Raw genomic sequence first — 23,608 nt, forward strand, 5'->3', positions numbered from 1 at the left:
TATAAATTATCGTGGGCTTATTGTTCATTTTATATTTTAAATATGCTCCTTATCCACGTTTATTGCTGAATATAGTTTTAACCGTACAAGAGTGCGACGCAATCAAAGCTTAATACTTATTCTTCAGCCGGGCACAAAAATAAATTTCTCTTATAAGCTATGGTATAATGCGTCATACTTTTTTGCGCAACTCTCCATGCTATATTCATTTTGAAAAACAGTTTTGATATTTTGTTTCAACGATTGCAATTCAGTTGGTTCAAGATTCAAAAATTTTTTGATTGCAGCAACATAACTTTCTGTGCTAAGATCTTTTGAAAGATAACCTGTGCCTGGTTTTATAATATCGAGCAAACCTCCTACCGGCGTGCATATAGGCACAAGACCAACAGACATTGCCTCAAGCAAACTAATGGGCAAACCTTCATACAATGAAGGCATCAGAAACGCATCGGCATTCAAAAGATAATCACCAACATTATTTGCTTTGCCGAGGAAATGCACACATGCTGGCTTGTCTTTTATAAGTTCATCATATAAAGCCTGGTCTTGTGGTAAATGACCGCCGACAATTAATGCAATAACATTCGCTCCTTCTGCTGCAAGCACTTTCATTGCTTCAATAATGAGGCGATGATTTTTTACATCGTAAATGCGGCCCACACTTATCAGCACTTTTGTATTTGCATTCTTTTTTAAGGCAGTGATTGCATTGGTTACTTCCTGTAATTTGTTTGTAGCTTTTGCAGTATCTGAGCCATTGTATATAAGCGTCTTTGTATTTTTTCCGTATTCTTTTATCGCACCTTTTAAAACTTCATCTGATATACTTACAGGATGCATCACAGCTTTCCTGAAAAAATATTTATTCATTTGCCTTCCATGCCACGGTGCATCTTTTGTAACAAGCGAATGAAAAGTATGCACCTTAGCAAAATTATTTTTCATGCGCAGGTAAGCCCACATTACATAATAACCTGCGTGCAAATGTGTATGCACAACATCTGGCTGCAACTTTTTTAAAAGCGCGTATACTTTTTTATAAATGTCAATATCTAATCCGTTCTTTTTGCCAAGTGTTATAAACTTGACTTTCTTATCAATCCTGTCAACAGGCATATGATTGCTGGTGTGATCGTACAATGAAACCAACGTAACATCATAATCAGGATTTTTTGCCAGTTCGTTACTAAGCTGTATGCAAAACACCTGGGCACCTCCCCAGCCTAATGCCGGCAGCATTTGAACGATCTTATACATGGCGGAGAATGGTTTTGTAAAAAAGGTTCATAAATATTGGTTATATTATCAGTTATTTTTTGCTTTTATATCGGGCATCAAGCACTGCTAATCCATCCCTACTTGATAAAGTATGAACCGCCATTGCCTTTTTATTCCATTTAGGTAAAAGCTTTGTTACAGTCTTCTCTTTGTATTCCTTTTCATTTAACGTAATAATCTCGTTCATATTGGTTGCATAGCCATAACTGCAGGAACAATCCTGCGATGGGCGGTATAATTTCCCTTCATGTTCAATCAAATGCCCGGCAGGTCTTGACTGTCTTACATCTGAAATGATAGGATTTTGCGGATGCGGCCTCCAATTCTGTGTAAGCAAAGTGTCTGCAGAAAATAAAAACAATTCATCCCATGCAGAACCACCCTTGTTTTCTTTGATGTTTACAAAAAGCCAGTATTTATTGTTGTAAAAATGTATAGTGGTATCTACTGCATGAATATTTTCCATCAGGTTCATCTGGAACTCCCACTTATCGGGGAATGATACACATTTATAGATCTCAATAGTTTTATTTTCGCTTGTTTCAGGTATCATGTAAATATCATTGCCTTCTGTCAGAATAAAAGGATAAGACAAATGATAAGGCTTTTCTAATACTATTTGTGGTTTGGAAATGGTACCATCTTTGTCAATTTCCAATACCGAAAGATGTGCTTTCTTTCTCTTGTAAACATACTCCTCAAAGAAAATAAAATATTTGCCATCAGAATTTTTAAAAACACATGGGTCTGCCCAGAATTTACTGGAAGGCGGAATAATTTCTTTGTACTTAAAATCAGTTACAGACAGATCAGGAAGCTTATTCTGATCGTTAAAATGATACAGTAGCAGCCATTGTTCCTGGTTATTCAAGCCCCATATTTTCCTACCTATCCATTTGCTGTACCGGCTAAACAGGTAAGTAATAAATTTTCCATTTGCAGGTGGATTTGCAGGTTGTCCTTTTAAATTTATTGACTTGCTATAATCTCTTATATTTTGTAAAAAAGCTTCTGTACCGAACTCATACAATTCTTTCAACCTCCTAGGAATAAATGAAACGGCTTTCCAACAGGCAAGCCCCTGGCATTTACTTATTGAAATTCCCGTAGTGGAAAAAGATTGGTACAAAACTTTTTCAGGTTCAGTATCAGCAAGTATTCTTAGTGTAATTGGTGTAGCGCAACTGCCTTTTACAACTTCCCACACACCTGCATTTGTACCTGCACTTCCATAGATCTTTTCATTGTCAAATGTCCACACACCACAGGCAGCCGCACTAAGTACGCCACCTCCCAGTTTATTAAAGCCAAATTTTATCAACACATCAAGGCCGTAACCTTTTATGGTATTAATATCATGCTCCTGTAAATGTGAAGCGCCGTTTTGCAAAGATGTTTTTACTTCTAAAACGGGCACATCTTTAAAAAACTCTGTAGCGTTCTTTTTTAAAAATGCTTTGGGTCTTATCTTGGTATATTTCCTGCTTATTTTGCCGTACAGATTGTAGGCTATGTAATTAAATCCTTTGAATGTTGATACCCCACCTTCTTTTTTTATAACAACAACTGCAAACGCATAATTGCTTTCAGTAATTCTTTTAAACGTCTCATGCACCCAGGCAGGCACAAAAAAGCTATCAATTAAAAACCCGACTTTAATTTTATTTGGTGGCATAGGCAGTTCTGAATGGTCTCTTCCGATAATTGAATAATAAAATCAGTTAATTACTGCGTTCTACCACAAACCAGGGATTCAGCAGGTTTTCTTTATTATAAACAACTTCATTTTTGGTTTCGTAATTATATACACTACAGCCTGCAAACTTAGCCACACCATGACCTGCAGCGGTATCCCACTCCATTGTTGGTGCAAGACGCGGATAAACCTGCGCCTTCCCTTCTGCTACTAAACAAAGTTTTATGGAACTACCCGAGCTTACCATATCCACCTCGCCATGTTCCTTTCTTTTTTCTTCTATAAAGGCTTCTGTTTCTGGGGTATTATGAGAGCGGCTTGCCACCACTGTATAAACTTTTGGTTGTTCCGCCCCGGGCAATGTGGTAGCAACACTTAAAATACCTTCAATATTGTCAGCGTTTACTTCTTCCTGTATAGTTACCGCATAACTGCCTACACCTTCTGCACCGAAATATAAAACTCGTGTTACAGGAACATATACTACACCCAGCACAGGCTTATTATCTTTAACAAGTGCAATATTTACGGTAAACTCACCATTTTTCTTAATAAATTCCTTCGTCCCATCTAATGGGTCAACCAGCCAAAAGGTAGTCCAGTCTTTTCTTTCATCATAAGACAACTGTTTACCTTCCTCACTCAATAAAGGGAAACCTGTACCGGCTAAAGCAGCTTTTATTACTTCATGAGACTTCTTATCTGCAATGGTAAGAGGAGAATTATCACTCTTGATTTCTACTGCAAAATCCTGATTATATACTTCTAAAATTTGTTTGCCTGCCTCAATGGCTGCCAGCACGGATACATGAATAAAGTTTTTCATTTATTGTTTTTACGGTTAATGATAGTGTTTTTCATCAAGTCGGCAAGATAAAATTTTATGTTAAAAGAACGTGGTTATCAATAATGTTATTTTATCCTTAATCATATTAATGGGTTTTTAAATATTAATGTGCCCGGCCGTTGTATTTCATGTCGTCGCCTGTTGCGTCGCACTCTTGTACAAAAGTATTTATAGCATCAATTCACCAAAAATGTATCATTCCGCTTTAAGAATAGGCAAAAGATCATTTTATTAATAACAGAAAATTGAATCTGAAAATTTATTTTTGCTGCCTTTTCCGCATAATATAAAAACCGGTTTATGAAGCTTACATTTTATGGTCATGCCAGCTTTGCCGTGCAGGTTGAAAATAAAACGATCTTATTTGATCCTTTTATAAGCCCGAATCCGCAGGCAAAGCATATTGATATAAACAACCTCAAAGCAGATTATATTTTCCTGTCCCACGGCCACGGAGACCATGTGGCAGACGCTGTAGCCATTGCTAAAAACACCAATGCTACCTGTGTTGCCGCAGCCGAAGTAGCGGGCTGGTTGCAAAAACAAGGATTACAAAAAGTTCATTCCATGAACCATGGCGGGCCTATTCCTTTTGATTTTGGAACAGCAAGGGGTGTTAGCGCTATACATTCATCTTCGTTACCGGACGGCACTTATGGCGGTAATCCGTTAGGTTTTGTTTTTACAACTGCACAGGGCAATTTTTATTACAGCGGCGATACAGCTTTAACACTGGATATGCAGCTTATACCGGTATGGGCAAAACTTGATTTTGCTGTATTGCCAATTGGCAGCAACTTTACCATGGATGTAAACGATGCCATAAAAGCATCAGACTTTGTGCAATGCAATACAATTGTAGGTGTTCATTACAATACATTTCCACCGATAGTAATAGATACAGAAAAAGCAAAAGCCGATTTTGCTGCTAAAGGAAAAAAATTATTACTGCCGGGTATTGGAGAAACAGTAGAAGTTTAATGTTTGTGGTTTCTGGTTTATCGTAACTGTAGTTTGTTGAATATAGAATAACAGGTACAAGAGTGCGACGCAACGAAGTTAAATAGTAGCAATATAGCTGGTAACATAAAAACAAATACTCCCCTTTGGGAGATGGGGGCTTATGGCAAGAATAATTGGAGTAGCAAATCAAAAAGGCGGTGTAGGCAAAACCACTACAGCCATTAACCTGGCAGCCAGCCTTGCTGTGCTGGAGTTCAGAACATTGCTGGTGGATGCAGACCCGCAGGCAAACAGCACTACAGGCGTGGGTTTTGACCTGCATAATGTTACCAACAGCCTTTACGACTGTATGGTAAATAATGTGCCTGGCGCTGATGTAATATTGAAGAGTGAGATACCAAATCTTGACCTGATACCTTCTCATATTGATTTGGTGGGTGCTGAAATTGAAATGATCAATTACCCGAACAGAGAGTTGGTATTGAAAGGCATTCTTGAACCATTAAGAGCTAACTATGATTTTATAGTAATTGATTGCTCACCTTCATTGGGCCTGATAACTGTAAATGCACTTACAGCTGCAGATAGTGTGATAGTGCCTGTGCAATGCGAATTCTTTGCACTCGAAGGTTTAGGTAAATTACTAAATACCATAAAAATTGTTCAAAGCAGGCTGAACACAGAATTACAGATAGAAGGTATATTAATGACCATGTATGACGGCAGGTTGCGTCTCTGCAACCAGGTAGTAAGTGAAGTGCGGAGGCATTTTGATGAAATGGTTTTCAGCACCATCATTCACCGCAATACAAGATTAAGCGAAGCGCCCAGTGTAGGCAAACCGGTAATATTATATGATGCAGACAGCAAAGGTTCTATCAATTACCTGAACCTTGCAAAAGAAGTGCTGCAGAAAAATGGTATGACGAAGATGACCAATGAAGAAAGAATTATTGAATAGGTTGTAAGTAATAAGTTATACGTACAAAGTAAAACGCCGAATTACTTACAACTTACCATTTAAAACTTATAACGTTTCATGACCACTCCAAAACAGAATAAAGATCTATTGGGTAAGGGAATAAGATCCCTTCTACAAAATATTGACACTGATCTTAAGACCACAACAGGTAATTTAAAAAGTACTGTGGTAGAAACCGCTACAGCCAGCAGCCGCATTGCACTTGAGCAAATACAAACCAATCCAAGAAATCCACGTCACGATTTTGATGAAACAGCATTGAATGAACTGGCAGCTTCAATAAAGCTGCACGATATTATTCAGCCTGTCACTGTTTCAAAACTTGCCTCAGGCAAATATCAATTGATTGCCGGTGAGCGCCGCTTTCGTGCAGCTAAAATGGCAGGGCTAAAAGATATACCTGCTTATATACGCCAGGCCAATGATGCTGAATTGTTAGAACTTGCTTTACTCGAAAATCTGCAGCGTGAAGACCTGAACGCAATTGAGATCGGTCTCAGTTATAAACGCATGATGGAAGAACTTAACCATACGCAGGAACAAGTGGCAGAGCGCATGGGCAAAGAAAGAAGCACGGTTACCAATTATATACGTTTATTAAAATTACCACCCGATATACAACTTGCTGTACGCAGCGGTAATTTAAGTATGGGCCACGCAAGAGCATTGATCAATATTGATACGATTGACAAACAACTCTTCGTTTACGCTGAAATAAAAAATAAAGGCTTAAGCGTAAGACAAACAGAAGAATTGGTGCGCAACCTGTATAAGAATGAAAAACCAGGTGCTGTTAAATCTTCTTCAAAATCCTCCTTACCGCCTGCTTACAAAAGAATAGAAGATAATTTAGCGTCTCATTTTGGAACCAAAGTAAAACTCAATCATAACAATAAAGGTTATGGTAGTATTACATTGGAATATTATTCACTCGAAGAATTAAATAAGATCCTGGAACAGATGAGTATTCAGGTAAGCTGATCTTAATGCTGCTGAAAAAAATTATCATACCGTTTTTTATAAGCTTTATTGTTACCAGTCTGTATGCACAGAATGATAAGCAACAATTAGCATCTACGTCCATCATGGACACAAGTATAAAGATCAAAACAGATACTGCAATTGTAGCAAAAGATTCTGTTCCCGTAAAAGATACGCTCCTCAAAAAAAAACACGATCCTGCAAAAGCTACACGCCGCTCGGCAATTATACCGGGTTGGGGCCAGGCCTATAACAGGCAGTACTGGAAGATACCCCTGGTATATGCTGCGCTCGGTATTACAGCAGGCACCTATGTTTATAATGATAAATGGTATAAAAGAACAAGGGATGCATACAGCATCGTAATCAATGGTGATACTGCTAACTATGACCAGATAGACCCAAAGCTTAAAGGGTTGGTAGATTATCCGCAAAGCCTCCAGTTTTACCGTAATGATTTCAGAAAAAACCGCGATTATTCTGTTTTATTTTTCCTGCTTGCGTGGGGATTAAATGTGGTAGACGCCACTGTTTTCGGGCACCTCAAAGACTTTGATGTAAGCGACGATCTTAGCATGCACATAAAACCCACTTATAATTTTTCTACCAAAACACCGGGATTAGGAGTTGCTTTCAATTTAAAAAACCCACAACGGAAAGTATTGCCTGCATTTTAATTTTTTATTTGCCAGCTTTAGTTTTTTATAGCATCAGTTGTTGTGTCACTCACTTGTACGTTCGTTATTATGGCAGCATTGAGCAATTCATGCTATAAAAGAAAAGATACAAAATAGTCGTTTGCATTTGTCTTATTTTTATTTTCAAATGCCTTTCCATTAGATATGAAACAAACAACAACAAATACTGCTGCCATCACCATCTTTGGCGCAAAAGGAGATCTTACACGCCGCAAACTAATACCCGCTTTATATAATTTATTTATTGGCAATCACCTGCCTGCTATTTGCACAATTATTTGTGTTGATTTTATGACAGTTGATGAAAATGAATTTAAGAACGACCTCTTACTTGGTGTAAATGAATTTTCACGCAGCGGAAAAGCAGATCCACCAACATGGAGTGCATTTGCCAATAAAATTCAATACATACAAGGTGACTTTTTAAATGAAGAAACCTTCATTAATCTAAAAGCAAAGCTGGATGTATTTGATGTAAAAAATAAACAACGTAGTACACGCATGTTCTACTTTGCAGTATCACCAAAATTTATAGAAGTTATTGCAGAAGGTTTATATACGCACCAAATTGCCAACCAACTTACCAAAGACAGGATCGTAGTAGAGAAACCGTTTGGTACAGACCTTCAATCTGCACAAAAGCTCAACCGGTATTTACGCAAACGTTTCGAAGAAAAACAGATCTACCGAATAGACCATTACCTCGGCAAGGAAACCGTGCAAAATATTCTTGCATTCAGGTTTGCCAACTATGTGTTTGAACCTTTGTGGAACAGGAATTATATTGATCATGTACAGATCAATGTTTGCGAACAGGTAAGCGTTGGTAAACGCGGCGGCTACTACGATGGCAGCGGTGCACTGCGTGATATGATCCAGAACCACCTGTTGCAACTGCTCTGTGTTATTGCCATGGACAGCCCTCCAAAGTACGAGGCTGAAGCCATACGCAACGCAAAAGTAAATGTGCTTAAGCAGGTGCGCATTTATAAAGAATCACAGGTGTTCACCAATGTGGTACGTGCACAATACAAAGAAGGAAGCATTAATAATATTCCGCAACATGCTTATCGTAAAGAAGAACATGTGGCAAAAAATTCTACCACCGAAACATATGTGGCGGCAAGACTTTTTATAGACAATGAAAGATGGAAAAATGTGCCTTTCTATTTGCGCACCGGCAAATGCATGCCCAAACAAACATCCATGATCGTATTGCAATTCAAAGATTCGCCCAACAGGATTTTTAAAGACGATATTGTACCCAATCGCCTTGTTATAAGCATACAACCCGATCTTGAAATAAGTTTACTCTTCGAAAGCAAAGTGCCCGGTCTGCATATGAAATTAAAGCCCGTTGAAATGGATTTCACTTACAACCAATCTTACACCGAAGCTATACCCGAAGCATATGAAGCATTGTTGCTTGATGTATTGAATGGCGATGCCACATTGTTTATGCGTGCAGACCAGGTAGAGACCGCCTGGAAAGTAGTAATGCCCATTGTAGATGCATGGAAGAAAAATCCGTCAAAACAATTGCTGTATTACAAAGCCGGTACATCTGGCCCCAAAGCAGCCGATGATCTGCTAAAACCCTTTGCAGATCAATGGTTCGTTGTGTAAGGAAAAAATAATTTGTTTACGGGCTGTAGTGTTTTATGGCATCGGTTGTTGCGTCGCACACTTGTACTAAGGGAAATAAATTGAGCTATAAAAAAGTGGATTATCCTACTGATAATACAAAATGTATAATGTTAATGGACTAATTTTCATGAGTAGGAAAAATATTTATATTGCGTGGCATAACGCCTATACAGGCGTTATGGGGCATCATAATGCGACCATGCTTAAACTCTCAATAATATATTGCTTGACACTTTTTATGTCTGAGACATTTGCACAATCGAAGAACACATTTAAAATTTCTGGTACCGCTATCTCTTTTTATTCAAACAAACCAATTTCTAACGGATTTGTGCATTTAAAAGGGATTACTAAACTAAATTTCATACTTACCGAGCTTTTGTCATATAGTTTCATAAAAACCAAAATACAAATTAATACAAATTAACCTTGCATTATAGTTATCGAAATAAACAATTGTCCGTTTTACACGTAGCTCAATAAAGAACCGAACGTACAAGTGAGTGACACAACCAAAGCATCATGCATATTCTGTTGCCGGCTCAATAAAATTATTCATTTATTTTTGTTTTAATCATTTGCAACCAACCACAGATCATCAAAAGATGAAAATTGCACTTATAGGCTATGGCAAAATGGGTGGCTGCGTCGCACACTTGAGTCGGGAAAGAAATTGAGCTATAAAAAAGTGGTTTGTCCCGACGACAATACAAAATAAATGTTGCATACTATTTTGACGAAACTCTAAACTAATAGAAAATCAGAAAAATGAAGACATATTTTGTTGACTCTTTTACTAATCAAAAATTCAAAGGAAATCCTGCTGCAGTTTGTATTGCAGAAAGCGATTTGAGCAGTACAACTATGCAAAGCATTGCAACAGAAATTGGCTTTTCTGAAACTGCTTTTATAAAACAAATCACAGGCAACACTTATGGCATAAGATTTTTTACGCCAAAGATTGAAATTCCATTATGTGGACACGCTACATTGGCTTCATCAAAAATTATTTTCGATACAAACTCATTTGACAGTATAAAATTCATCAACTGTAACAATGTTGAATTGTTTATTGAGAAAGTAGGTAGTAAAATCAAAATGCAATTTCCTGTTTACGACACAGAAGAAATCGAAGTTCCCCGAAAGATGTTAGATGCACTTGGAATTTCTGAAATGGCAGATAAAAGATACAGTCCTAAAAATAAAATAGTTTTAATTGAAATTAAAAGTGCACCTGAGCTGGCAAATTTGAAACCTGATTTTCCGGCATTGATAAATTCATACACAGGAATAAATGGTGTGTTAGTAACAGCCATTTCTGATAGTGAAAATTTTGATTTTCATTACAGGTATTTTTGGCCCTGGGCTGGAACTAATGAAGACCCTGTAACAGGTGGCATTCAAACTTTTTTGACAAAATATTGGGCAATCAAATTAAATAAAACAAAATTGAATGCTTACCAGTCTTCATTAAGAACAGGAACAATGAGTACAGAACTTTTAGAAGACAAAGTTTACATTTTAGGGGAAGCGGTAACCGTATTAGAGGGGCAATTTATCTTATAATAATGTTTAAAACTCCATTAATTCCCGAACGCACAAGTGAGTGACACAACCAAAGCATCATGCATATTCTGTTGCCGGTTCAATAAAATTATTCATTTATTTTTGTGGTAATCATTAGCAACCAACCACAGATTATCAAAAGATGAAAATTGCACTTATCGGTTATGGCAAAATGGGCCAGGCCATTGAACAGATCGCAACAGCAAAAGGCCATGAAATTGTACTGCGCATTGGTATAGAGAACCTCGAAGATTTTACATTGGAAAACGTAGCCAGGGCAGATGTGGCCATTGAATTTACTTCGCCACACAGCGCTGTACACAACATCAGAAAATGCATTGATGCAGGTGTTGCTGTTGTTAGCGGCTCTACAGGCTGGCTGCAGCATTGGAACGATGTAAAAGATTACGTAACGTATAAAGAGGGTGCACTGATCTATGCAAGCAATTTTAGCATTGGCGTAAACCTGTTCTTTGAACTCAACAGCTTTCTTGCTGAATTAATGAGCAAACATGAGAACTATCATGTAGCGCTTGAAGAGACACACCATACGCAAAAGAGAGATGCGCCAAGCGGTACGGCTATTACCCTAGCGGAGCAGGTAATGCAAAAAATAAAAACAAAGAAAGTTTGGGTAAATCATATCAGCGATAATGAAGAGGAGCTGGAGATCATCAGCGAAAGAATTGATCCTGCGCCCGGCACACATAAAATAAAATATAGTTCTGCTATTGATGATATTGAGATCATTCACACAGCACATAACAGGCAGGGTTTTGCTTCCGGCGCTGTAATGGCTGCAGAATTTCTATGTGGCAAAAAAGGTATTTTTACCATGAAAGATGTTTTGAACCTCTGATATGAAATTTCTAACTGCTGCCATCTCATTTATTCTTTTTATTCTTCCTGCTTCTTTTTTTGCACAGCCTGGTAAAATAGACAGTCTGCGTGCTGTGATAAAAAATGCAAAAGACAGCAATGCTGTTATGCACGCCTGTATGAGTTTGTCTGCAGAATATAATTTAAAAAATTTTGATGAAAATCTTGTCTACGGCTTTAGAGGTTTAAGCATAGCAAAAGCAAAAAATGATTCTGTAAGCATTGCAAATTTCCTGCACAACATTGGTACGGATTATTACTTAAAAGGAAGGTATGACAGTGCTGCAAACTACTATTATAAAAGTGCAGCCATACTTGAATCGAAAAATGAACTTGCGGGCCTTGCCTCTGTTTACAACAACCTTGCACAATTATATCGAAAGATCGGCCCTTACAGCAGGTCTCATGAATTTTATAACAAAGCAATGAGCCTCTACCGGCAACTCAATGACAAGGGTGGTATTTCCACTATCTACAATGAATCTGGCGTGCTTGATGAATATGAAGGCAATTTTGAAGAAGCCATTAAAAGCTATAAGGCATCGCTGGATATCTGTAAAGAAATGAATAACCAGCAAGGCATTGCTTACTCACTGAATTTTATTGCGGGTGCTTATGCACAAATGAGAAAATTTAAAGAAGCTGAAGACTACAATGCACAATCGTTGCGCATTCGTGAACAAATGAAAGACTCCTTTGCCATTGCACTTACTTATACAGACTTTGGCAGCATTTACAATGCAGAAGGTAAGTTTGACAAAGCGGAAGAAAATATTCTTAAAGCAAATGAAGTTGCACAGGCGCTGGGTTATATTGACCTGCTGCGAAATAATTTTAATGAACTTTCTGCTATTGAAGCATCGAAAGGTGATTATAAAAAATCACTTGATTATTTTAAACAGGCTGCTGTTTTAAAAGACTCTATTTACAAAACAGAAACTGCAAAAGAAGTTGAAGAACTCTCTGTAAAATTTGAAACCGCAGAAAAAGAAAAGCAAATACAGCAACAGCAGTTTGAAATAAAACAGCGCAACTACTGGATCATTGCCATAAGCGTTTTATTGTTGCTGGGCAGTTTGCTTGGGTATTCTAATTATCACCGATACAAACTAAAACAGCAGGCACATTTGCAGGCAGAGATCATGAAGCAGCAGGACCAGGCTACCAAAGCAGTAATTGAAGCAGAAGAAAAAGAACGCAAACGTATTGCGGGAGAATTGCATGATGGCGTTGGACAAATGATGAGCGCCGCAAAAATGAATCTCTCTGCTATGAAAAGTAATCTTCCATTTGCATCTGCGGATCAGAAAAATAATTTTGAAAAAATAGAAAGCCTGATCGATGAGAGTTGCCTGGAAGTTAGAACAGTCTCTCACAACATGATGCCCAACGCATTGTTGAAAGCGGGGCTGGCTGCTGCAGTAAGAACTTTCATTGATAAGATAGATAAACACGTGATTAAAATAAATCTTTATACAGAAGGTTTAAACGAACGTATTGACAGCAACATAGAAACGGTACTTTACCGTGTTGTGCAGGAGTGCGTGAACAATGTTATTAAACACGCTAATGCAAGCCTGCTGGATATTTCGCTGATAAAAGACAATGATGGTATTAGTGTAACCATTGAAGACAACGGAAAAGGATTTGACACATCAGGCATTACAGAGTTTGAAGGTATTGGGCTGAAGAATATCAAAAGCCGCATAGATTTTTTGAAAGGAACGATTGAATGGAACAGTGCGCCGGGAGGTGGTACATTGGTAGCCATGCATATTCCTGTATAAAAGTTGATTAAAAACTTTGATACTGATATTGTTCATGTCACAAGGTTTAAAAATTACAGAATTTTATACTATAGTTATAATGCAGGCATTGATAGGACGGGTTTAGCTGAAAAGAAAACAGAAAGTACAAGCGTGCGACGCAAGAAAAGCTTAATAGTAATTCAACAGTTGGGTTCAAAAGCATACTCATTATTTATCAATAGAAAACCTGTGCTTCTTTATACATGGAAAAAAATAAAATCAAAATTGCTATTGTTGACGACCACAGGTTAGTGATTGATGGCATAAGATCTTTGCTGGAAGATCATCCATCATTCAACATTATTGCCTGCTCTGATTCTGCAAAGAAAATGCTTGACATACTAAAACAGCAGCCTGTTGATATTTTACTTACCGATATTATGATGCCTGAGATGAACGGGCAACAACTTGCAAAGGAAGTGCGCAAGTTATTTCCGGCTATAAAAATTCTTGCACTTAGCATGAGTGGCGAAGGTGATATTGTTAGTGAAATGATCAACGATTCTGACATTGCCGGTTACCTGCTGAAGAATATCAGCAAAGAAGAACTCTCTGCCGCTATTTTGAAAATTGCAGGTGGCGGTATTTATTTTGATGAAAAGGTTCTGGAAGAACTGAACCGCTACAGTAATATGCGCAAACAAAATGATGAGGCGCATCTTACGCAAAGAGAAGTTGAGATTATACGGCTGATAGAAAAAGAAATGTCAAACAAAGAAATTGCCGATACATTATTCATCAGCGAACGAACTGTAGAAACACACCGCAAGAATATTTTCAGAAAAACAAAAACCAATAGTGTTATTGGCCTGGTAAAATATTCGTATGAGCATAAGCTGATATAATTTTTATAGCCCCAGATTAAAGCCAGCTTTTATACCGATCCATGACGCATAACCGGAAGGTTCCGGGCTTTTCCTGGTGAATCCATCATAATCAAGCTGCACTTCAAATGCGGTGAGTTTTATACCCACGCCTATATCACCGCTAAACGCCGAATAATCATACAGATCATTTTTTATTTTGCCTGCGCCAACATCGCCATGTAAGTAAATGAATTTTGAAAAAACATACTGACGTAACCCCACTTTCAATGGAACATAACTTGTTTTACCGGCTGTGTTTTTATCACTGTTAGAAAAAGAAGTGTAGCCAACAGTACCCACAATAAATGTTTTACCCCAGCCAACAGCGGCACCGCCTTCCACACCAACACCGTATTTATTATTGTCTTTAAAATTTTTATCAACCGGGTTGGCATACAAGCCATGTGCATATAAAAAGAAAAGTTTTTGAGCCCGCAGTTTACCCGGAACAAAACATGCAAAACAACCAGCCAGCAGGATCAGTAATTGCTTTTTTGCAAATGGTGTCATATCAAGGTATTTAGAAAATGAAATTAATTATTGCAACATACAAAATATTTATCTTGCAATAAACCTGCCACATGCTTTCTAAAAAAACGCTCTATGCATTTAAGGCCCTGATGTATCTCTCCCATGAGTACGATAAAGGTCCTGTGCTTATTGCAGACATAGCCCGAAAGAAGAAAGTACCGTTAAAATTTTTGGAGAATATTTTACTCGAATTAAAAAAAGCAGGTATACTCGAAAGCAAGAAAGGAAAAGGCGGTGGTTATTTTCTTGCAAAAGATCCGCATAATATTTTATTGGCCGATGTACTTCGCTTGGTTGATGGCCCCATTGCATTACTGCCTTGCGTAAGCCTTCATTTCTATCAAAAATGCAGCAACTGCGATGAAAAGAATTGCGGTCTTAACCGGGTAATGATAGAAGTACGGGATGCAAACCTTGCCATACTTGAAAAGAAAACCGTGGCCGATATTGCTGACATGTAATTTTATGAGCCGGGCTACATTATTACTATTAAACTTCGTTGCGTCGCACACTTATGCACCTTAACCATATTTGAACAAGGAAGTAATAACGTTGTCATTTCTGCTACTAATAATCTTTAAAGTAATTTCAATCTTCATTCGTCTTCATCAGCAATGGATGATGAACCAGCACATACAATCATGGCAGATAAACCAAAACAGAATGTTGTACAGGCCGTAAGAGATTATGGCAGAAAGCTGTTTGGATTTATCCGCGGAAGAGTGAACACAGACGAAGATGCAGAAGATATTTTACAGGATGTATGGTACCAGTTCTCCAACACTTCAGCAACTGAAACGATAGAACAGGTAAGCGGCTGGTTGTTTGCCGTTGCAAGAAATAAAATTACAGACCGCTACCGCAAAAAGCAACCCCAACTTATCGACGATCTAAGCTATGAAGACGAAGATGGTGAGCTGCATTTTACAGATATCTTACTTACAGACACAAATAATCCTGAAACAGAGCACATAAGGAATATATTCTGGGAAGAACTTTTTGTGGCCCTTGATGAACTACCCGAAAATCAGCGCAACGTATTTGTGCAGAATGAACTGGAAGACAAGACCCTACAGGAAATAGCAAACGAAAGCGGCGAAAATCTTAAGACCATTATCAGCAGGAAACGCTATGCCGTGCAGCACTTACGTAAAAGACTACAACATCTTTACAACGATTTAATCAACTATTAAATAACTTAGCAATGATGCAGAATAATTATAAACGTAGTCCGAAAAAATTCCTGCTATTCCCTCTATTTATTATTGCAGCAGCTTTGATAATGGGCGCGGTTGTTATGTTATTATGGAATGCAATACTGCCTTCGTTATTAAATATAAATGCCATTACATACTGGCAGGCTGTTGGGTTACTGGTACTATGCAAAATTCTATTCGGTAGTTTTGGAACACGTCGTCATAGTGGTGGGACACCTTTTAAAAAACCTTACTGGAAAGATAAATGGAGTGGCATGAGCGATGAAGAAAAAACCAGGTTCCGGGAAGAATGGAAAAAGCGTTGTGAGCAACGAAAAGGGTAAACAAAAAACATTTATAAGCCGCAGTTTAAAACTGCGGTTTTTTTATTTCAAAGATTTTAAAGTAATTCTTCCGGTTGCACGTCTTCCTTTATATACAATTATTAATAAAATTTAAAAACATGATACGTTCAATTTTCAAACCAATATTAATAGGAATACTTGCAGGTGCTGCTTTATTCTTTTTTGGCTTCTTTGTATTAAGGGTATTGCTATTCTTTTTTATTATCAGTGCTATCATCCGCTTTTTTGTATGGAGAAGATGGAGACGCGGTTATAGCAGGTTTTCTGCATATCAGCATATGCGTCCAACAAATATGTATAACGATACCGTTATTCATTTACGCAGAAAAAATGAAAGCGATCCCAACATCATTTCAATTGATTAAATAAAACACTATGCAACGAAGATCAGGCTTGCTTATTGGTTTAATAACAGCAGTGATAACATTTGCCACACTTACTGTATTTGCAAAACCATATTATGCATATGGAAAACGAAATCATAACTGCTGGCATAAGGAGCAGAGCACGCATACACAAAGCGATTCAGCAAAAAACAATCTATTAAAATAAAAACAAAACAACTATGTACGGAAGATGCAATGGAGCAGGTTACGGGCCTGCACACAGAAGAATGGGTCATCACTTTGACCACTATGGATTTGGAGGTTACAGGCGTCCAAAATATAATGTACCTGTAAACATTGAAGAGAAGGAAGATCACTATGAGTTAACCGTGTACGCAACAGGCTTTGACAAAGAGAATATCAAACTGTCTGTTGTAGATGATGTATTGTATATAACAGGTACAAGAACTATTGATGAAAACAACAAACCAAATTTTACCAAACAGGAATTCCCTGTAAAATCTTTTGAAAGAATTATTTCCTTAAACATGCAGGTAGATAGTTCAGGTATTAAAGCAAGACAGGAAAATGGTGTATTAATTGTAACGCTGCCAAAAACAGCGGAAGCACAAAGACCTGCACAGGAAATTAACGTGGATTAGTGATCAGTGTGATTTACAAAACAAAAGGCAACTGAATACAGTTGCCTTTTTTGTTTGAACATGTTCAATAGAAATATAATGTACAAGAGTGCGACGCAACGAAAGCTACATGCCTATTTAAAAGTTGGGTTCATAATTTTTTAACTGCGCTTGTAGTTATTGAAAATCCCAATCTATAACGCGGCGCAAATATTGTTTGTCCTGTATGATCCAGGTTACCTCATAACCCTCGCGGCCGTTGCCGTTGAGCATGTAAATATACATGCGATGATTGTCCCTTGAAAGATAAACACCCGTATTGCATTTTGTTTTTGCATTGGCGCCGGGATGACAAAAAGCAGGATCATAAAGATCTGTGTAAGCCGCGGCAGGAATGGTAATGGTATCTCTGCCCACAGTAATAAGCAAATATTGTATAGTGGTCTTTGGCATTTTGCCGATAGTACCATAATAAGGTTTGTTATCGATCTTGGTTACATACTTTTCATCGTAGAGTAATATTTTATGTTTTGCTTTATCGAAAGTTCCTGCTTTGATAACGATCTTAATATTATCTTTTTGAAACAATACAGAATCGTTGCCAAACGCAACAACCGGTATATAAGGCAGCGGCTCTTTACCTGATGCTTCATCAAGTCCGCCTAATGTAAATGTAGCAAGATCTGCACGCAGGTCTTTCTCTGTCATCTTCAAAAAATTTTCACGCTTGCTTCTGTAGTTTGGAATTTCATCATCCTGCGAAAATGCAACAGAAAAAATGAGAAGGAAAATAATACTGTAAAGTAGCTTTTGCATAGTGATCAGTAATAATTAGAGGAAAGGTATAATAGCTTATCCTGCTTTCAAAGTCCTTCTCCTTAAGGAGAAGGATTTAGGATGAGGTTTGCAGGTTTTTTAACATATCTTCCGTCATCTTCGGCAGATCATATTCATGATGCCAACCCCAATCATTTCTTGCAACTGAATCATCAATGCTTCCGGGCCAGCTGTCAGCAATAGCTTGCCGGTAATCGGGTTTATAGCTTACTTTAAATTCAGGGATATGTTTTTTTATTTCACTACTTATTTCTTCAGGTGAAAAACTGATACCTGCGATATTGTAAGAAGTACGAACAGAAATTTTATTTGCTGGCGCTTCCATTAATTCGATGGTTGCACGTATGGCATCAGGCATATACATCATGGGCAGGTAAGTTTCTTCTTTTAAAAAACATTCGTATTTTTTTTCTTCGAGTGCTTCATGAAAAATTTCCACTGCATAATCTGTAGTACCACCGCCGGGCGCCGATTTGTAGCTTATCAAGCCGGGATAACGCAAACTTCTTACATCAACACCATAACGTTTGAAAAAATAATTGCACCAGAATTCACCCGCATACTTGCTAATGCCATACACTGTTATGGGTTCAATGATGGTTTGTTGCGGGCAATTTTGTTTGGGTGATGTTGGCCCAAACACCGCGATACTGCTGGGCCAGTAAACTTTAGTCAGCTTTTCTTCACGTGCAATATCCAAAACATTCAGCAGGCTTTGCATATTCAGGCTCCATGCAAGATTGGGGTTCTTCTCTCCTGTTGCAGAAAGTATAGCAGCCAATAAATAGATCTGTGTAATATTTTGGCGTATCACCTGTACATGCAGCATTTCTTTGTTCATCACATCAAGCGATACATAAGGTCCTGTGCCTTTCAGCAGGTCGTTTTCTTCACGAAGATCGCTGGCAACAACATTTGCATTACCGTAAATTTTTCGTAGCGCCAATGTAAGCTCCACACCAATTTGTCCCGATGCGCCAATCACTAAAATTTTTTCTTTTATCATAGCAGGCAATTTAAAGCGGTAAAGATAAGAGAGCAGGAATAATTTTTTTGTTGTTTAAGATCATTATAGATATGAACGTACAAGAGTGCGACGCAACAACCGATGCCATACAATACAAAAGCCGGGACCACAAAAATCCCGGCTTTTATTTTATACAACTGGAATAATATCTATGATTCGTATTTTTTAAATATCACTGTTGCAATATGACCACCAAAACCAAAAGTATTACTCATGGCACATCGCACATCCCGTTTAACAGCAGTGCCCAGCGTAAGATCAAATTTACCTGCAAACTCAGGCTCTATGTCTTTTGAATTAATGGTTGGTGGAATTATACCATCAGTAATTGCTTTTACAGAAGCAATGCCTTCTATAGCGCCTGCTGCACCAAGTAAATGGCCCGTCATAGATTTGGTAGCACTTATATTAAGTTTAGCCTCATCGCCAAATACACGTTGAATGGCCTTCAATTCGCTGATGTCACCAACAGGTGTAGAGGTTGCATGTGCATTCATGTAATCAACATCAGATGGTTTAAGACCTGCATCATCCAATGCAGCCATCATACCCAAATATGCACCTGTGCCATCAGGATGTGTGCCTGTCATATGATAGGCGTCTGATGCCATACCACCACCGGCAACTTCTGCTATAATATTTGCACCGCGTGCCAATGCATGATCAAGACTTTCCAGCACCATTGCACCAGCTCCTTCACCTATTACAAAACCATCCCGGTTTATATCGAACGGACGGGAAGCCAGTTGTGGATTATCATTAAGATTCGATAAAGCTTTCATTACACTAAATCCTCCAACACATCCCAGAATTATGGGGTTCTCTGCACCACCTGTTACAACCATATCTGCTTTACCCCAACGGATATGATATAAGGCATCTACAATTGCTGTATTGGATGAAGCACATGCTGTAGCGGTAACATAATTTATACCCCGCAAACCATAACGAATAGAGATAATACCTGAAGCAATATTCATCAACATCTTGGGAATAAGAAAAGGATTGAAACGTGGCGTACCATCTCCTTTTGCAAATTCAATTATCTGGTCCTGGTAAGTTTGAATACCGCCATTACCAGAACCCCAGATAACACCAATGCGGTCTTTATTTACTGTATCAAAATCAATATTGGCTTGCTTAATAGCTTCGTCTGATGCTGCAATGGAAAACTGTGTATAGAGATCGTATTTTCTTGCTTCCTGTTTTTCTACATAATTCAGCGGATCAAAACCTTTTACTTCGCAGGCAAACCTTGTTTTGAATTTTGAAGCATCGAAACGTGTTATTGGACCGGCGCCACTTACACCATTTACAAGACCATTCCAATAATCATTTACATTATTACCAAGCGGCGTTATAGCGCCCATGCCGGTTATTACAACTCTTCTCATAAGTTCTTTTTCATTTAGTTTCTGCAGGGTTAACAAATAAATTTATGCGCCGCAAAATTATGTAATCATTCTGCTTGGTGCGCAAATAAATAATTAGTGTGGTAACGGTAAAATGGCCCTGTTATTATAGCAATAACACTTTTAATGTCTAAAACTAACAGTAATTATTTTTTTATTACCAGCTGCAGTTAACAGTGGCATCGGTTGTTGTGTCACTCACTTGTACGTTTGGAAAAGCCGTCGACACTTGGCGGTCGACTGTGGATAAATGAATAAACAGTACAACAGTGCGACGCAAGAAACGATGCCATAAATTCTTTTGCCTGGTTCAAAATAAATACTCTCTGCCTCTGCGTCTTTGCGGTTAATAAAAAAAGGGGCCCGGAGAACCGGAACCCTTCTTAATGCACAAACGAGAAAACAAAATTTATATAAATTAATTACCAGTTACTAAACCTTAAGCCAATGGCATATGGATATTGCTTAAGGCCATTTTCGTGCAGCGGATTAGTGCTGTAGCTTCCATATAATCTTATGGGGCCAAGGCCTGCCTCTGCTATGTATGCTATGCGCCAGGGATCAATACCAATATCTCCTCTTATCTTTTGTTTGCCGCGCTCATTGCTTATTTGTTTGGTATGGCTGTTATAAAGGTAGCCTGCACTTACACCAACACTAAAACTAAGTCCGCGCCGCCTGTTTGGAAAAGGATCAATATTCAGCATCACCGGCACAGTAACATAACCAGTCATCAGTTTATTTTTAGAGAAGCTGATGGTATCTCTGAATATATAAGCATCGGGGCTTTTCTTGTAAGTTATATTGGTGGAATATTTATAGTTATACATTTCAAGACCTATACCATACTTAAGGTTTACCACATGCTTCGTAATATTCAGCTTTTGCATGAATAACCAGATGTTAACATTGGAAGATTTAGTGTTTCTAAGATCAAGGTCTCCGCCGGTAAAATCTTCTTCGCCCGGTGCTGCATGTAAATATGCATTTGCTTCAGGTGAACCGTACACTGTTTTATCTCTCCAGTTGGCAAAGCCAAGATCGAAAATTAACCAGTTGGTGCTTATGTTTGAACGGTGCCATGAATGACCGTTGTAGTTTGAAGATGATGACCCATTATCTTCACCAATAGTTATATCGATAGAATATTTTTTTTGCGGCAAAGTATCGGGGGCATTTTTAGATTTATTCTTTTTTATGATGATAAAATTGCCAACCTTAATGGTATCTGGTTCATTGGGTCTTGTTGTATCCGCCTGGGCAAAACTCTGGAATGCCAGCAGTAAAAATGCTGCTGTGTAAATAACGCTCTTCATATCATTCTTTGATTAAAAATTTGTATTAATTGGTATTTAATTCAAGATTGGCAATCTGCAGTTTGCCATCTTTATTGGCAGATGCTTCTTTGGATCTTCCCGCAAAGAGGCCACCTACTTTCTTCACAAATCCACGGACCTTGTTTTTATTGATCTGCATGGAACCGAGGTATAGGGAATTACGTTCTTCGTCTTCATCTGTATTTAGTTCTTTATAGACTGCATTTTTTGCGAAGTTGTTCTTATCACCTGCATCCGGATTATTGGCAAAACGAACACCATTGTCATTAGCATGCTGCTCTTTATCTAAAGCAACTGAATAATCTGTAGTATTATTATTCTGTGTTGCAGTTGCGCCGATTATTGATACATTATTATGCACAGGTATTACATCAGGATTATTAATGGCAACTGTATTATCATTCTTCACAACAGGAGGAATAACAACAATATCTTGTGTTGTATTTACCTCTTTGCCTTTAACTGTTACAGTATTCTTTTTTTCTTTTATTGTTCCTGGTTTTATAGTAGCAACCACTTCTTCTTTATGCTGATTTTGTTCTTGCTTTGTTATTGTTTCCGGTACGACTTTCTTCTCTTCATTTGCGTTTACAGAAGCTGTATTGTCTTTTGCAGAATCAACTTTCTTAACCTCAACAACAGGTGTTGCAATGGTGTTTTTATCAGACTGAATCCACCATACCATCACAGCAATACCTATTATTGCTGCAGCCGCAGCAAAGCGAAGGAACAATGGTATAACTCTTCTTTCTTCTCTTCTTAGCAAGGATGCCTTGTCTTCAAAAACCACAACTTCAGGTTCCAGTACTGTTTGTTTTAGTAAGATAAATTCATCCTGAAACTGAGGATGCTGCAATACAAACTTCTCAACAGATTCTTCCTTGTCCTTATCAAGCTCTTTATCTATATACAGCAGAAATTGTTCTTCGTAATTATCTATGCTTATTGTATCAGCATTTTGCAGCAATGTATTTTTATACATAAATGGCAACACATCATCTGTAGCAAGTTTTGTCTGCAACAGTATATCGAGCTCAGGTGCAAGATCAGGGTTTTGCTTTGCAAACAATTCCACTGCCGCACGCTCCTCTGTTGTCAACTCATTGTCAACATACATTAGAAAAAGCTCTTCGTAGTTATGTCGGGTGATAATCATTTTTCTACATTCAATGGTTAAGGTAATTTCATTTCTTACATCACATTTTCCGGGCTCACCAAATAATTCCTTAATGCCAGTCTTGCCCTGTGTAAATATACTTTAACCTGGCCTTCATTTAATCCTGTTATTTGCGCAATTTCATCATAACTGTAACCTTCATAATCTTTCAGCATTACCAGGCTTTTTTGTACTTCATTTAAACGGTTCAGTGCTTCATGCAATGCTTTTTTCATATTATGTACGGGTTGGTGCGCTACTTTGGCTTCTGCCGAAAATTCTTCCTGCAGGTGAATTCTTTTTGCCTTTCTTAAATGGTCAATCATCTGGTTGTATGCCACCGTAAACAAATAAGATTTACTCTTGCTTGTCTCTACTGCATCCCTGTTGCGCCAAAGTTTTTCAAAAGCACTCTGCACCACGTCCTTCGCGTCCTCTTCATGTCGTAAATTTTTTACGATGAAGCGAAAAACATTATCCGCATATTGATGTACACATTCGTTGTATTCCCGTTCCGTCATAAACAGTGTTTCCTTGTTGGTGCATTAAAAGTACACCTGTTATAC

General features: G+C 38.0%; 25 protein-coding genes. 15 read left to right on the plus strand and 10 right to left on the minus strand.

Translation table 11 applies throughout. The features are described 5' to 3' along the window. Positions 1 to 150: 150 nt before the first annotated feature. Genes FRZ67_RS08745 through cysQ form a run of 3 tightly spaced genes read right to left on the minus strand, consistent with a single transcriptional unit; the run spans position 151 to position 3,803 of the window. Positions 151 to 1,260 carry a glycosyltransferase family 4 protein gene (locus FRZ67_RS08745; RefSeq protein ID WP_147189186.1) on the minus strand — a complete coding sequence of 370 codons (1,110 nt, stop codon included), beginning with the start codon at positions 1,258 to 1,260 and terminating at the stop codon, positions 151 to 153. 52 nt (positions 1,261 to 1,312) lie between these two features. Further along, positions 1,313 to 2,956 (minus strand): glucosamine inositolphosphorylceramide transferase family protein, encoded by a 1,644-nt coding sequence (locus FRZ67_RS08750; RefSeq protein ID WP_147189187.1) that lies wholly within the window; start codon positions 2,954 to 2,956, stop codon positions 1,313 to 1,315. 46 nt (positions 2,957 to 3,002) lie between these two features. After that, a complete protein-coding gene (gene cysQ, locus FRZ67_RS08755; RefSeq protein ID WP_147189188.1) occupies positions 3,003 to 3,803 on the minus strand; it encodes a 3'(2'),5'-bisphosphate nucleotidase CysQ in 801 nt (266 codons plus the stop codon). Between the two features lie 321 nt (positions 3,804 to 4,124). On the opposite strand from cysQ, the gene FRZ67_RS08760 reads away from it, so the two are divergent. From FRZ67_RS08760 to FRZ67_RS08800, 9 genes are all read left to right on the plus strand, one after another. Then, the gene (locus FRZ67_RS08760) at positions 4,125 to 4,805 is read left to right on the plus strand and encodes a metal-dependent hydrolase (protein WP_147189189.1); all 681 of its coding nucleotides are present in this window, start codon (positions 4,125 to 4,127) and stop codon (positions 4,803 to 4,805) included. A 142-nt stretch (positions 4,806 to 4,947) separates the two neighbouring features. Continuing rightward, on the plus strand, positions 4,948 to 5,748 hold the full coding sequence (locus tag FRZ67_RS08765) for a ParA family protein (RefSeq protein ID WP_147189190.1): 801 nt from the start codon (positions 4,948 to 4,950) through the stop codon (positions 5,746 to 5,748). Positions 5,749 to 5,826: 78 nt separating this feature from the next. Next, positions 5,827 to 6,750, plus strand: coding sequence for a ParB/RepB/Spo0J family partition protein (locus FRZ67_RS08770; protein WP_147189191.1), 924 nt, complete (start codon positions 5,827 to 5,829; stop codon positions 6,748 to 6,750). Between the two features lie 5 nt (positions 6,751 to 6,755). Beyond that, the gene (locus FRZ67_RS08775) at positions 6,756 to 7,427 is read left to right on the plus strand and encodes a DUF5683 domain-containing protein (RefSeq protein ID WP_147189192.1); all 672 of its coding nucleotides are present in this window, start codon (positions 6,756 to 6,758) and stop codon (positions 7,425 to 7,427) included. A gap of 165 nt (positions 7,428 to 7,592) precedes the next feature. Then, a complete protein-coding gene (gene zwf / locus FRZ67_RS08780) occupies positions 7,593 to 9,074 on the plus strand; it encodes a glucose-6-phosphate dehydrogenase (protein ID WP_147189193.1) in 1,482 nt (493 codons plus the stop codon). A gap of 789 nt (positions 9,075 to 9,863) precedes the next feature. After that, the gene (locus tag FRZ67_RS08785; RefSeq protein WP_147189194.1) at positions 9,864 to 10,661 is read left to right on the plus strand and encodes a PhzF family protein; all 798 of its coding nucleotides are present in this window, start codon (positions 9,864 to 9,866) and stop codon (positions 10,659 to 10,661) included. A 142-nt stretch (positions 10,662 to 10,803) separates the two neighbouring features. Then, positions 10,804 to 11,520, plus strand: a complete 717-nt coding sequence (gene dapB / locus FRZ67_RS08790; RefSeq protein WP_147189195.1) for a 4-hydroxy-tetrahydrodipicolinate reductase — start codon at positions 10,804 to 10,806, stop codon at positions 11,518 to 11,520. A gap of 1 nt (position 11,521) precedes the next feature. Further along, on the plus strand, positions 11,522 to 13,327 hold the full coding sequence (locus FRZ67_RS08795) for a tetratricopeptide repeat-containing sensor histidine kinase (protein WP_147189196.1): 1,806 nt from the start codon (positions 11,522 to 11,524) through the stop codon (positions 13,325 to 13,327). Between the two features lie 224 nt (positions 13,328 to 13,551). Further along, complete coding sequence (locus tag FRZ67_RS08800) at positions 13,552 to 14,193, plus strand: response regulator (protein ID WP_147189197.1); 642 nt, start codon at positions 13,552 to 13,554, stop codon at positions 14,191 to 14,193. Positions 14,194 to 14,196: 3 nt separating this feature from the next. On the opposite strand, the gene FRZ67_RS08805 is transcribed toward FRZ67_RS08800, so the two are convergent. Further along, the gene (locus FRZ67_RS08805; protein ID WP_147189198.1) at positions 14,197 to 14,724 is read right to left on the minus strand and encodes a hypothetical protein; all 528 of its coding nucleotides are present in this window, start codon (positions 14,722 to 14,724) and stop codon (positions 14,197 to 14,199) included. A gap of 71 nt (positions 14,725 to 14,795) precedes the next feature. Between FRZ67_RS08805 and FRZ67_RS08810 the strand changes: the two genes are divergently transcribed. From FRZ67_RS08810 to FRZ67_RS08830, 6 genes are all read left to right on the plus strand, one after another. After that, the gene (locus FRZ67_RS08810; protein ID WP_147189199.1) at positions 14,796 to 15,206 is read left to right on the plus strand and encodes an RrF2 family transcriptional regulator; all 411 of its coding nucleotides are present in this window, start codon (positions 14,796 to 14,798) and stop codon (positions 15,204 to 15,206) included. 153 nt (positions 15,207 to 15,359) lie between these two features. Then, complete coding sequence (locus FRZ67_RS08815; protein WP_225975550.1) at positions 15,360 to 15,938, plus strand: RNA polymerase sigma factor; 579 nt, start codon at positions 15,360 to 15,362, stop codon at positions 15,936 to 15,938. 11 nt (positions 15,939 to 15,949) lie between these two features. Beyond that, positions 15,950 to 16,285, plus strand: coding sequence for a hypothetical protein (locus tag FRZ67_RS08820; protein WP_225975551.1), 336 nt, complete (start codon positions 15,950 to 15,952; stop codon positions 16,283 to 16,285). A 119-nt stretch (positions 16,286 to 16,404) separates the two neighbouring features. After that, a complete protein-coding gene (locus tag FRZ67_RS08825) occupies positions 16,405 to 16,671 on the plus strand; it encodes a hypothetical protein (RefSeq protein WP_147189201.1) in 267 nt (88 codons plus the stop codon). Between the two features lie 10 nt (positions 16,672 to 16,681). Continuing rightward, positions 16,682 to 16,858 carry a hypothetical protein gene (locus FRZ67_RS23385; protein WP_158638337.1) on the plus strand — a complete coding sequence of 59 codons (177 nt, stop codon included), beginning with the start codon at positions 16,682 to 16,684 and terminating at the stop codon, positions 16,856 to 16,858. Positions 16,859 to 16,871: 13 nt separating this feature from the next. Then, positions 16,872 to 17,294, plus strand: a complete 423-nt coding sequence (locus FRZ67_RS08830) for an Hsp20/alpha crystallin family protein (RefSeq protein WP_225975552.1) — start codon at positions 16,872 to 16,874, stop codon at positions 17,292 to 17,294. A 156-nt stretch (positions 17,295 to 17,450) separates the two neighbouring features. Here FRZ67_RS08830 and FRZ67_RS08835 read toward each other — a convergent pair whose 3' ends face one another. From FRZ67_RS08835 to FRZ67_RS08860, 6 genes are all read right to left on the minus strand, one after another. After that, the gene (locus FRZ67_RS08835; RefSeq protein ID WP_147189202.1) at positions 17,451 to 18,089 is read right to left on the minus strand and encodes a hypothetical protein; all 639 of its coding nucleotides are present in this window, start codon (positions 18,087 to 18,089) and stop codon (positions 17,451 to 17,453) included. A 76-nt stretch (positions 18,090 to 18,165) separates the two neighbouring features. Further along, a complete protein-coding gene (locus tag FRZ67_RS08840) occupies positions 18,166 to 19,116 on the minus strand; it encodes an NAD-dependent epimerase/dehydratase family protein (RefSeq protein ID WP_147189203.1) in 951 nt (316 codons plus the stop codon). A gap of 170 nt (positions 19,117 to 19,286) precedes the next feature. Continuing rightward, on the minus strand, positions 19,287 to 20,531 hold the full coding sequence (fabF, locus tag FRZ67_RS08845) for a beta-ketoacyl-ACP synthase II (RefSeq protein WP_147189204.1): 1,245 nt from the start codon (positions 20,529 to 20,531) through the stop codon (positions 19,287 to 19,289). Between the two features lie 440 nt (positions 20,532 to 20,971). Then, positions 20,972 to 21,865 carry an outer membrane beta-barrel protein gene (locus FRZ67_RS08850; protein WP_147189205.1) on the minus strand — a complete coding sequence of 298 codons (894 nt, stop codon included), beginning with the start codon at positions 21,863 to 21,865 and terminating at the stop codon, positions 20,972 to 20,974. 25 nt (positions 21,866 to 21,890) lie between these two features. After that, a complete protein-coding gene (locus tag FRZ67_RS08855) occupies positions 21,891 to 23,042 on the minus strand; it encodes an anti-sigma factor family protein (RefSeq protein ID WP_147189206.1) in 1,152 nt (383 codons plus the stop codon). A gap of 35 nt (positions 23,043 to 23,077) precedes the next feature. After that, the gene (locus FRZ67_RS08860) at positions 23,078 to 23,563 is read right to left on the minus strand and encodes an RNA polymerase sigma factor (RefSeq protein WP_147189207.1); all 486 of its coding nucleotides are present in this window, start codon (positions 23,561 to 23,563) and stop codon (positions 23,078 to 23,080) included. Positions 23,564 to 23,608: the final 45 nt, after the last annotated feature.

Origin of the sequence: Panacibacter ginsenosidivorans (genome assembly GCF_007971225.1) — a bacterium.
Lineage (GTDB): Bacteria > Bacteroidota > Bacteroidia > Chitinophagales > Chitinophagaceae > Panacibacter > Panacibacter ginsenosidivorans.

Bases quoted from the DNA above. Each gene is read 5' to 3' on its own strand.
- FRZ67_RS08770 (WP_147189191.1), top strand. From the start codon at position 5,827: ATGACCACTCCAAAACAGAATAAAGATCTATTGGGTAAGGGAATAAGA.
- FRZ67_RS08785 (WP_147189194.1), top strand. From the start codon at position 9,864: ATGAAGACATATTTTGTTGACTCTTTTACTAATCAAAAATTCAAAGGA.
- FRZ67_RS08765 (WP_147189190.1), top strand. From the start codon at position 4,948: ATGGCAAGAATAATTGGAGTAGCAAATCAAAAAGGCGGTGTAGGCAAA.
- FRZ67_RS08850 (WP_147189205.1), bottom strand. From the start codon at position 21,865: ATGAAGAGCGTTATTTACACAGCAGCATTTTTACTGCTGGCATTCCAG.
- zwf (WP_147189193.1), top strand. From the start codon at position 7,593: ATGAAACAAACAACAACAAATACTGCTGCCATCACCATCTTTGGCGCA.
- FRZ67_RS08810 (WP_147189199.1), top strand. From the start codon at position 14,796: ATGCTTTCTAAAAAAACGCTCTATGCATTTAAGGCCCTGATGTATCTC.
- FRZ67_RS08840 (WP_147189203.1), bottom strand. From the start codon at position 19,116: ATGATAAAAGAAAAAATTTTAGTGATTGGCGCATCGGGACAAATTGGT.
- cysQ (WP_147189188.1), bottom strand. From the start codon at position 3,803: ATGAAAAACTTTATTCATGTATCCGTGCTGGCAGCCATTGAGGCAGGC.
- FRZ67_RS08855 (WP_147189206.1), bottom strand. From the start codon at position 23,042: ATGATTATCACCCGACATAACTACGAAGAGCTTTTTCTAATGTATGTT.
- FRZ67_RS08815 (WP_225975550.1), top strand. From the start codon at position 15,360: ATGGATGATGAACCAGCACATACAATCATGGCAGATAAACCAAAACAG.
- fabF (WP_147189204.1), bottom strand. From the start codon at position 20,531: ATGAGAAGAGTTGTAATAACCGGCATGGGCGCTATAACGCCGCTTGGT.
- FRZ67_RS08830 (WP_225975552.1), top strand. From the start codon at position 16,872: ATGTACGGAAGATGCAATGGAGCAGGTTACGGGCCTGCACACAGAAGA.
- FRZ67_RS08775 (WP_147189192.1), top strand. From the start codon at position 6,756: ATGCTGCTGAAAAAAATTATCATACCGTTTTTTATAAGCTTTATTGTT.
- FRZ67_RS08805 (WP_147189198.1), bottom strand. From the start codon at position 14,724: ATGACACCATTTGCAAAAAAGCAATTACTGATCCTGCTGGCTGGTTGT.
- FRZ67_RS08800 (WP_147189197.1), top strand. From the start codon at position 13,552: ATGGAAAAAAATAAAATCAAAATTGCTATTGTTGACGACCACAGGTTA.
- FRZ67_RS08825 (WP_147189201.1), top strand. From the start codon at position 16,405: ATGATACGTTCAATTTTCAAACCAATATTAATAGGAATACTTGCAGGT.
- FRZ67_RS08835 (WP_147189202.1), bottom strand. From the start codon at position 18,089: ATGCAAAAGCTACTTTACAGTATTATTTTCCTTCTCATTTTTTCTGTT.
- FRZ67_RS08795 (WP_147189196.1), top strand. From the start codon at position 11,522: ATGAAATTTCTAACTGCTGCCATCTCATTTATTCTTTTTATTCTTCCT.
- FRZ67_RS08820 (WP_225975551.1), top strand. From the start codon at position 15,950: ATGATGCAGAATAATTATAAACGTAGTCCGAAAAAATTCCTGCTATTC.
- dapB (WP_147189195.1), top strand. From the start codon at position 10,804: ATGAAAATTGCACTTATCGGTTATGGCAAAATGGGCCAGGCCATTGAA.
- FRZ67_RS08860 (WP_147189207.1), bottom strand. From the start codon at position 23,563: ATGACGGAACGGGAATACAACGAATGTGTACATCAATATGCGGATAAT.
- FRZ67_RS08750 (WP_147189187.1), bottom strand. From the start codon at position 2,956: ATGCCACCAAATAAAATTAAAGTCGGGTTTTTAATTGATAGCTTTTTT.
- FRZ67_RS08745 (WP_147189186.1), bottom strand. From the start codon at position 1,260: ATGTATAAGATCGTTCAAATGCTGCCGGCATTAGGCTGGGGAGGTGCC.
- FRZ67_RS23385 (WP_158638337.1), top strand. From the start codon at position 16,682: ATGCAACGAAGATCAGGCTTGCTTATTGGTTTAATAACAGCAGTGATA.
- FRZ67_RS08760 (WP_147189189.1), top strand. From the start codon at position 4,125: ATGAAGCTTACATTTTATGGTCATGCCAGCTTTGCCGTGCAGGTTGAA.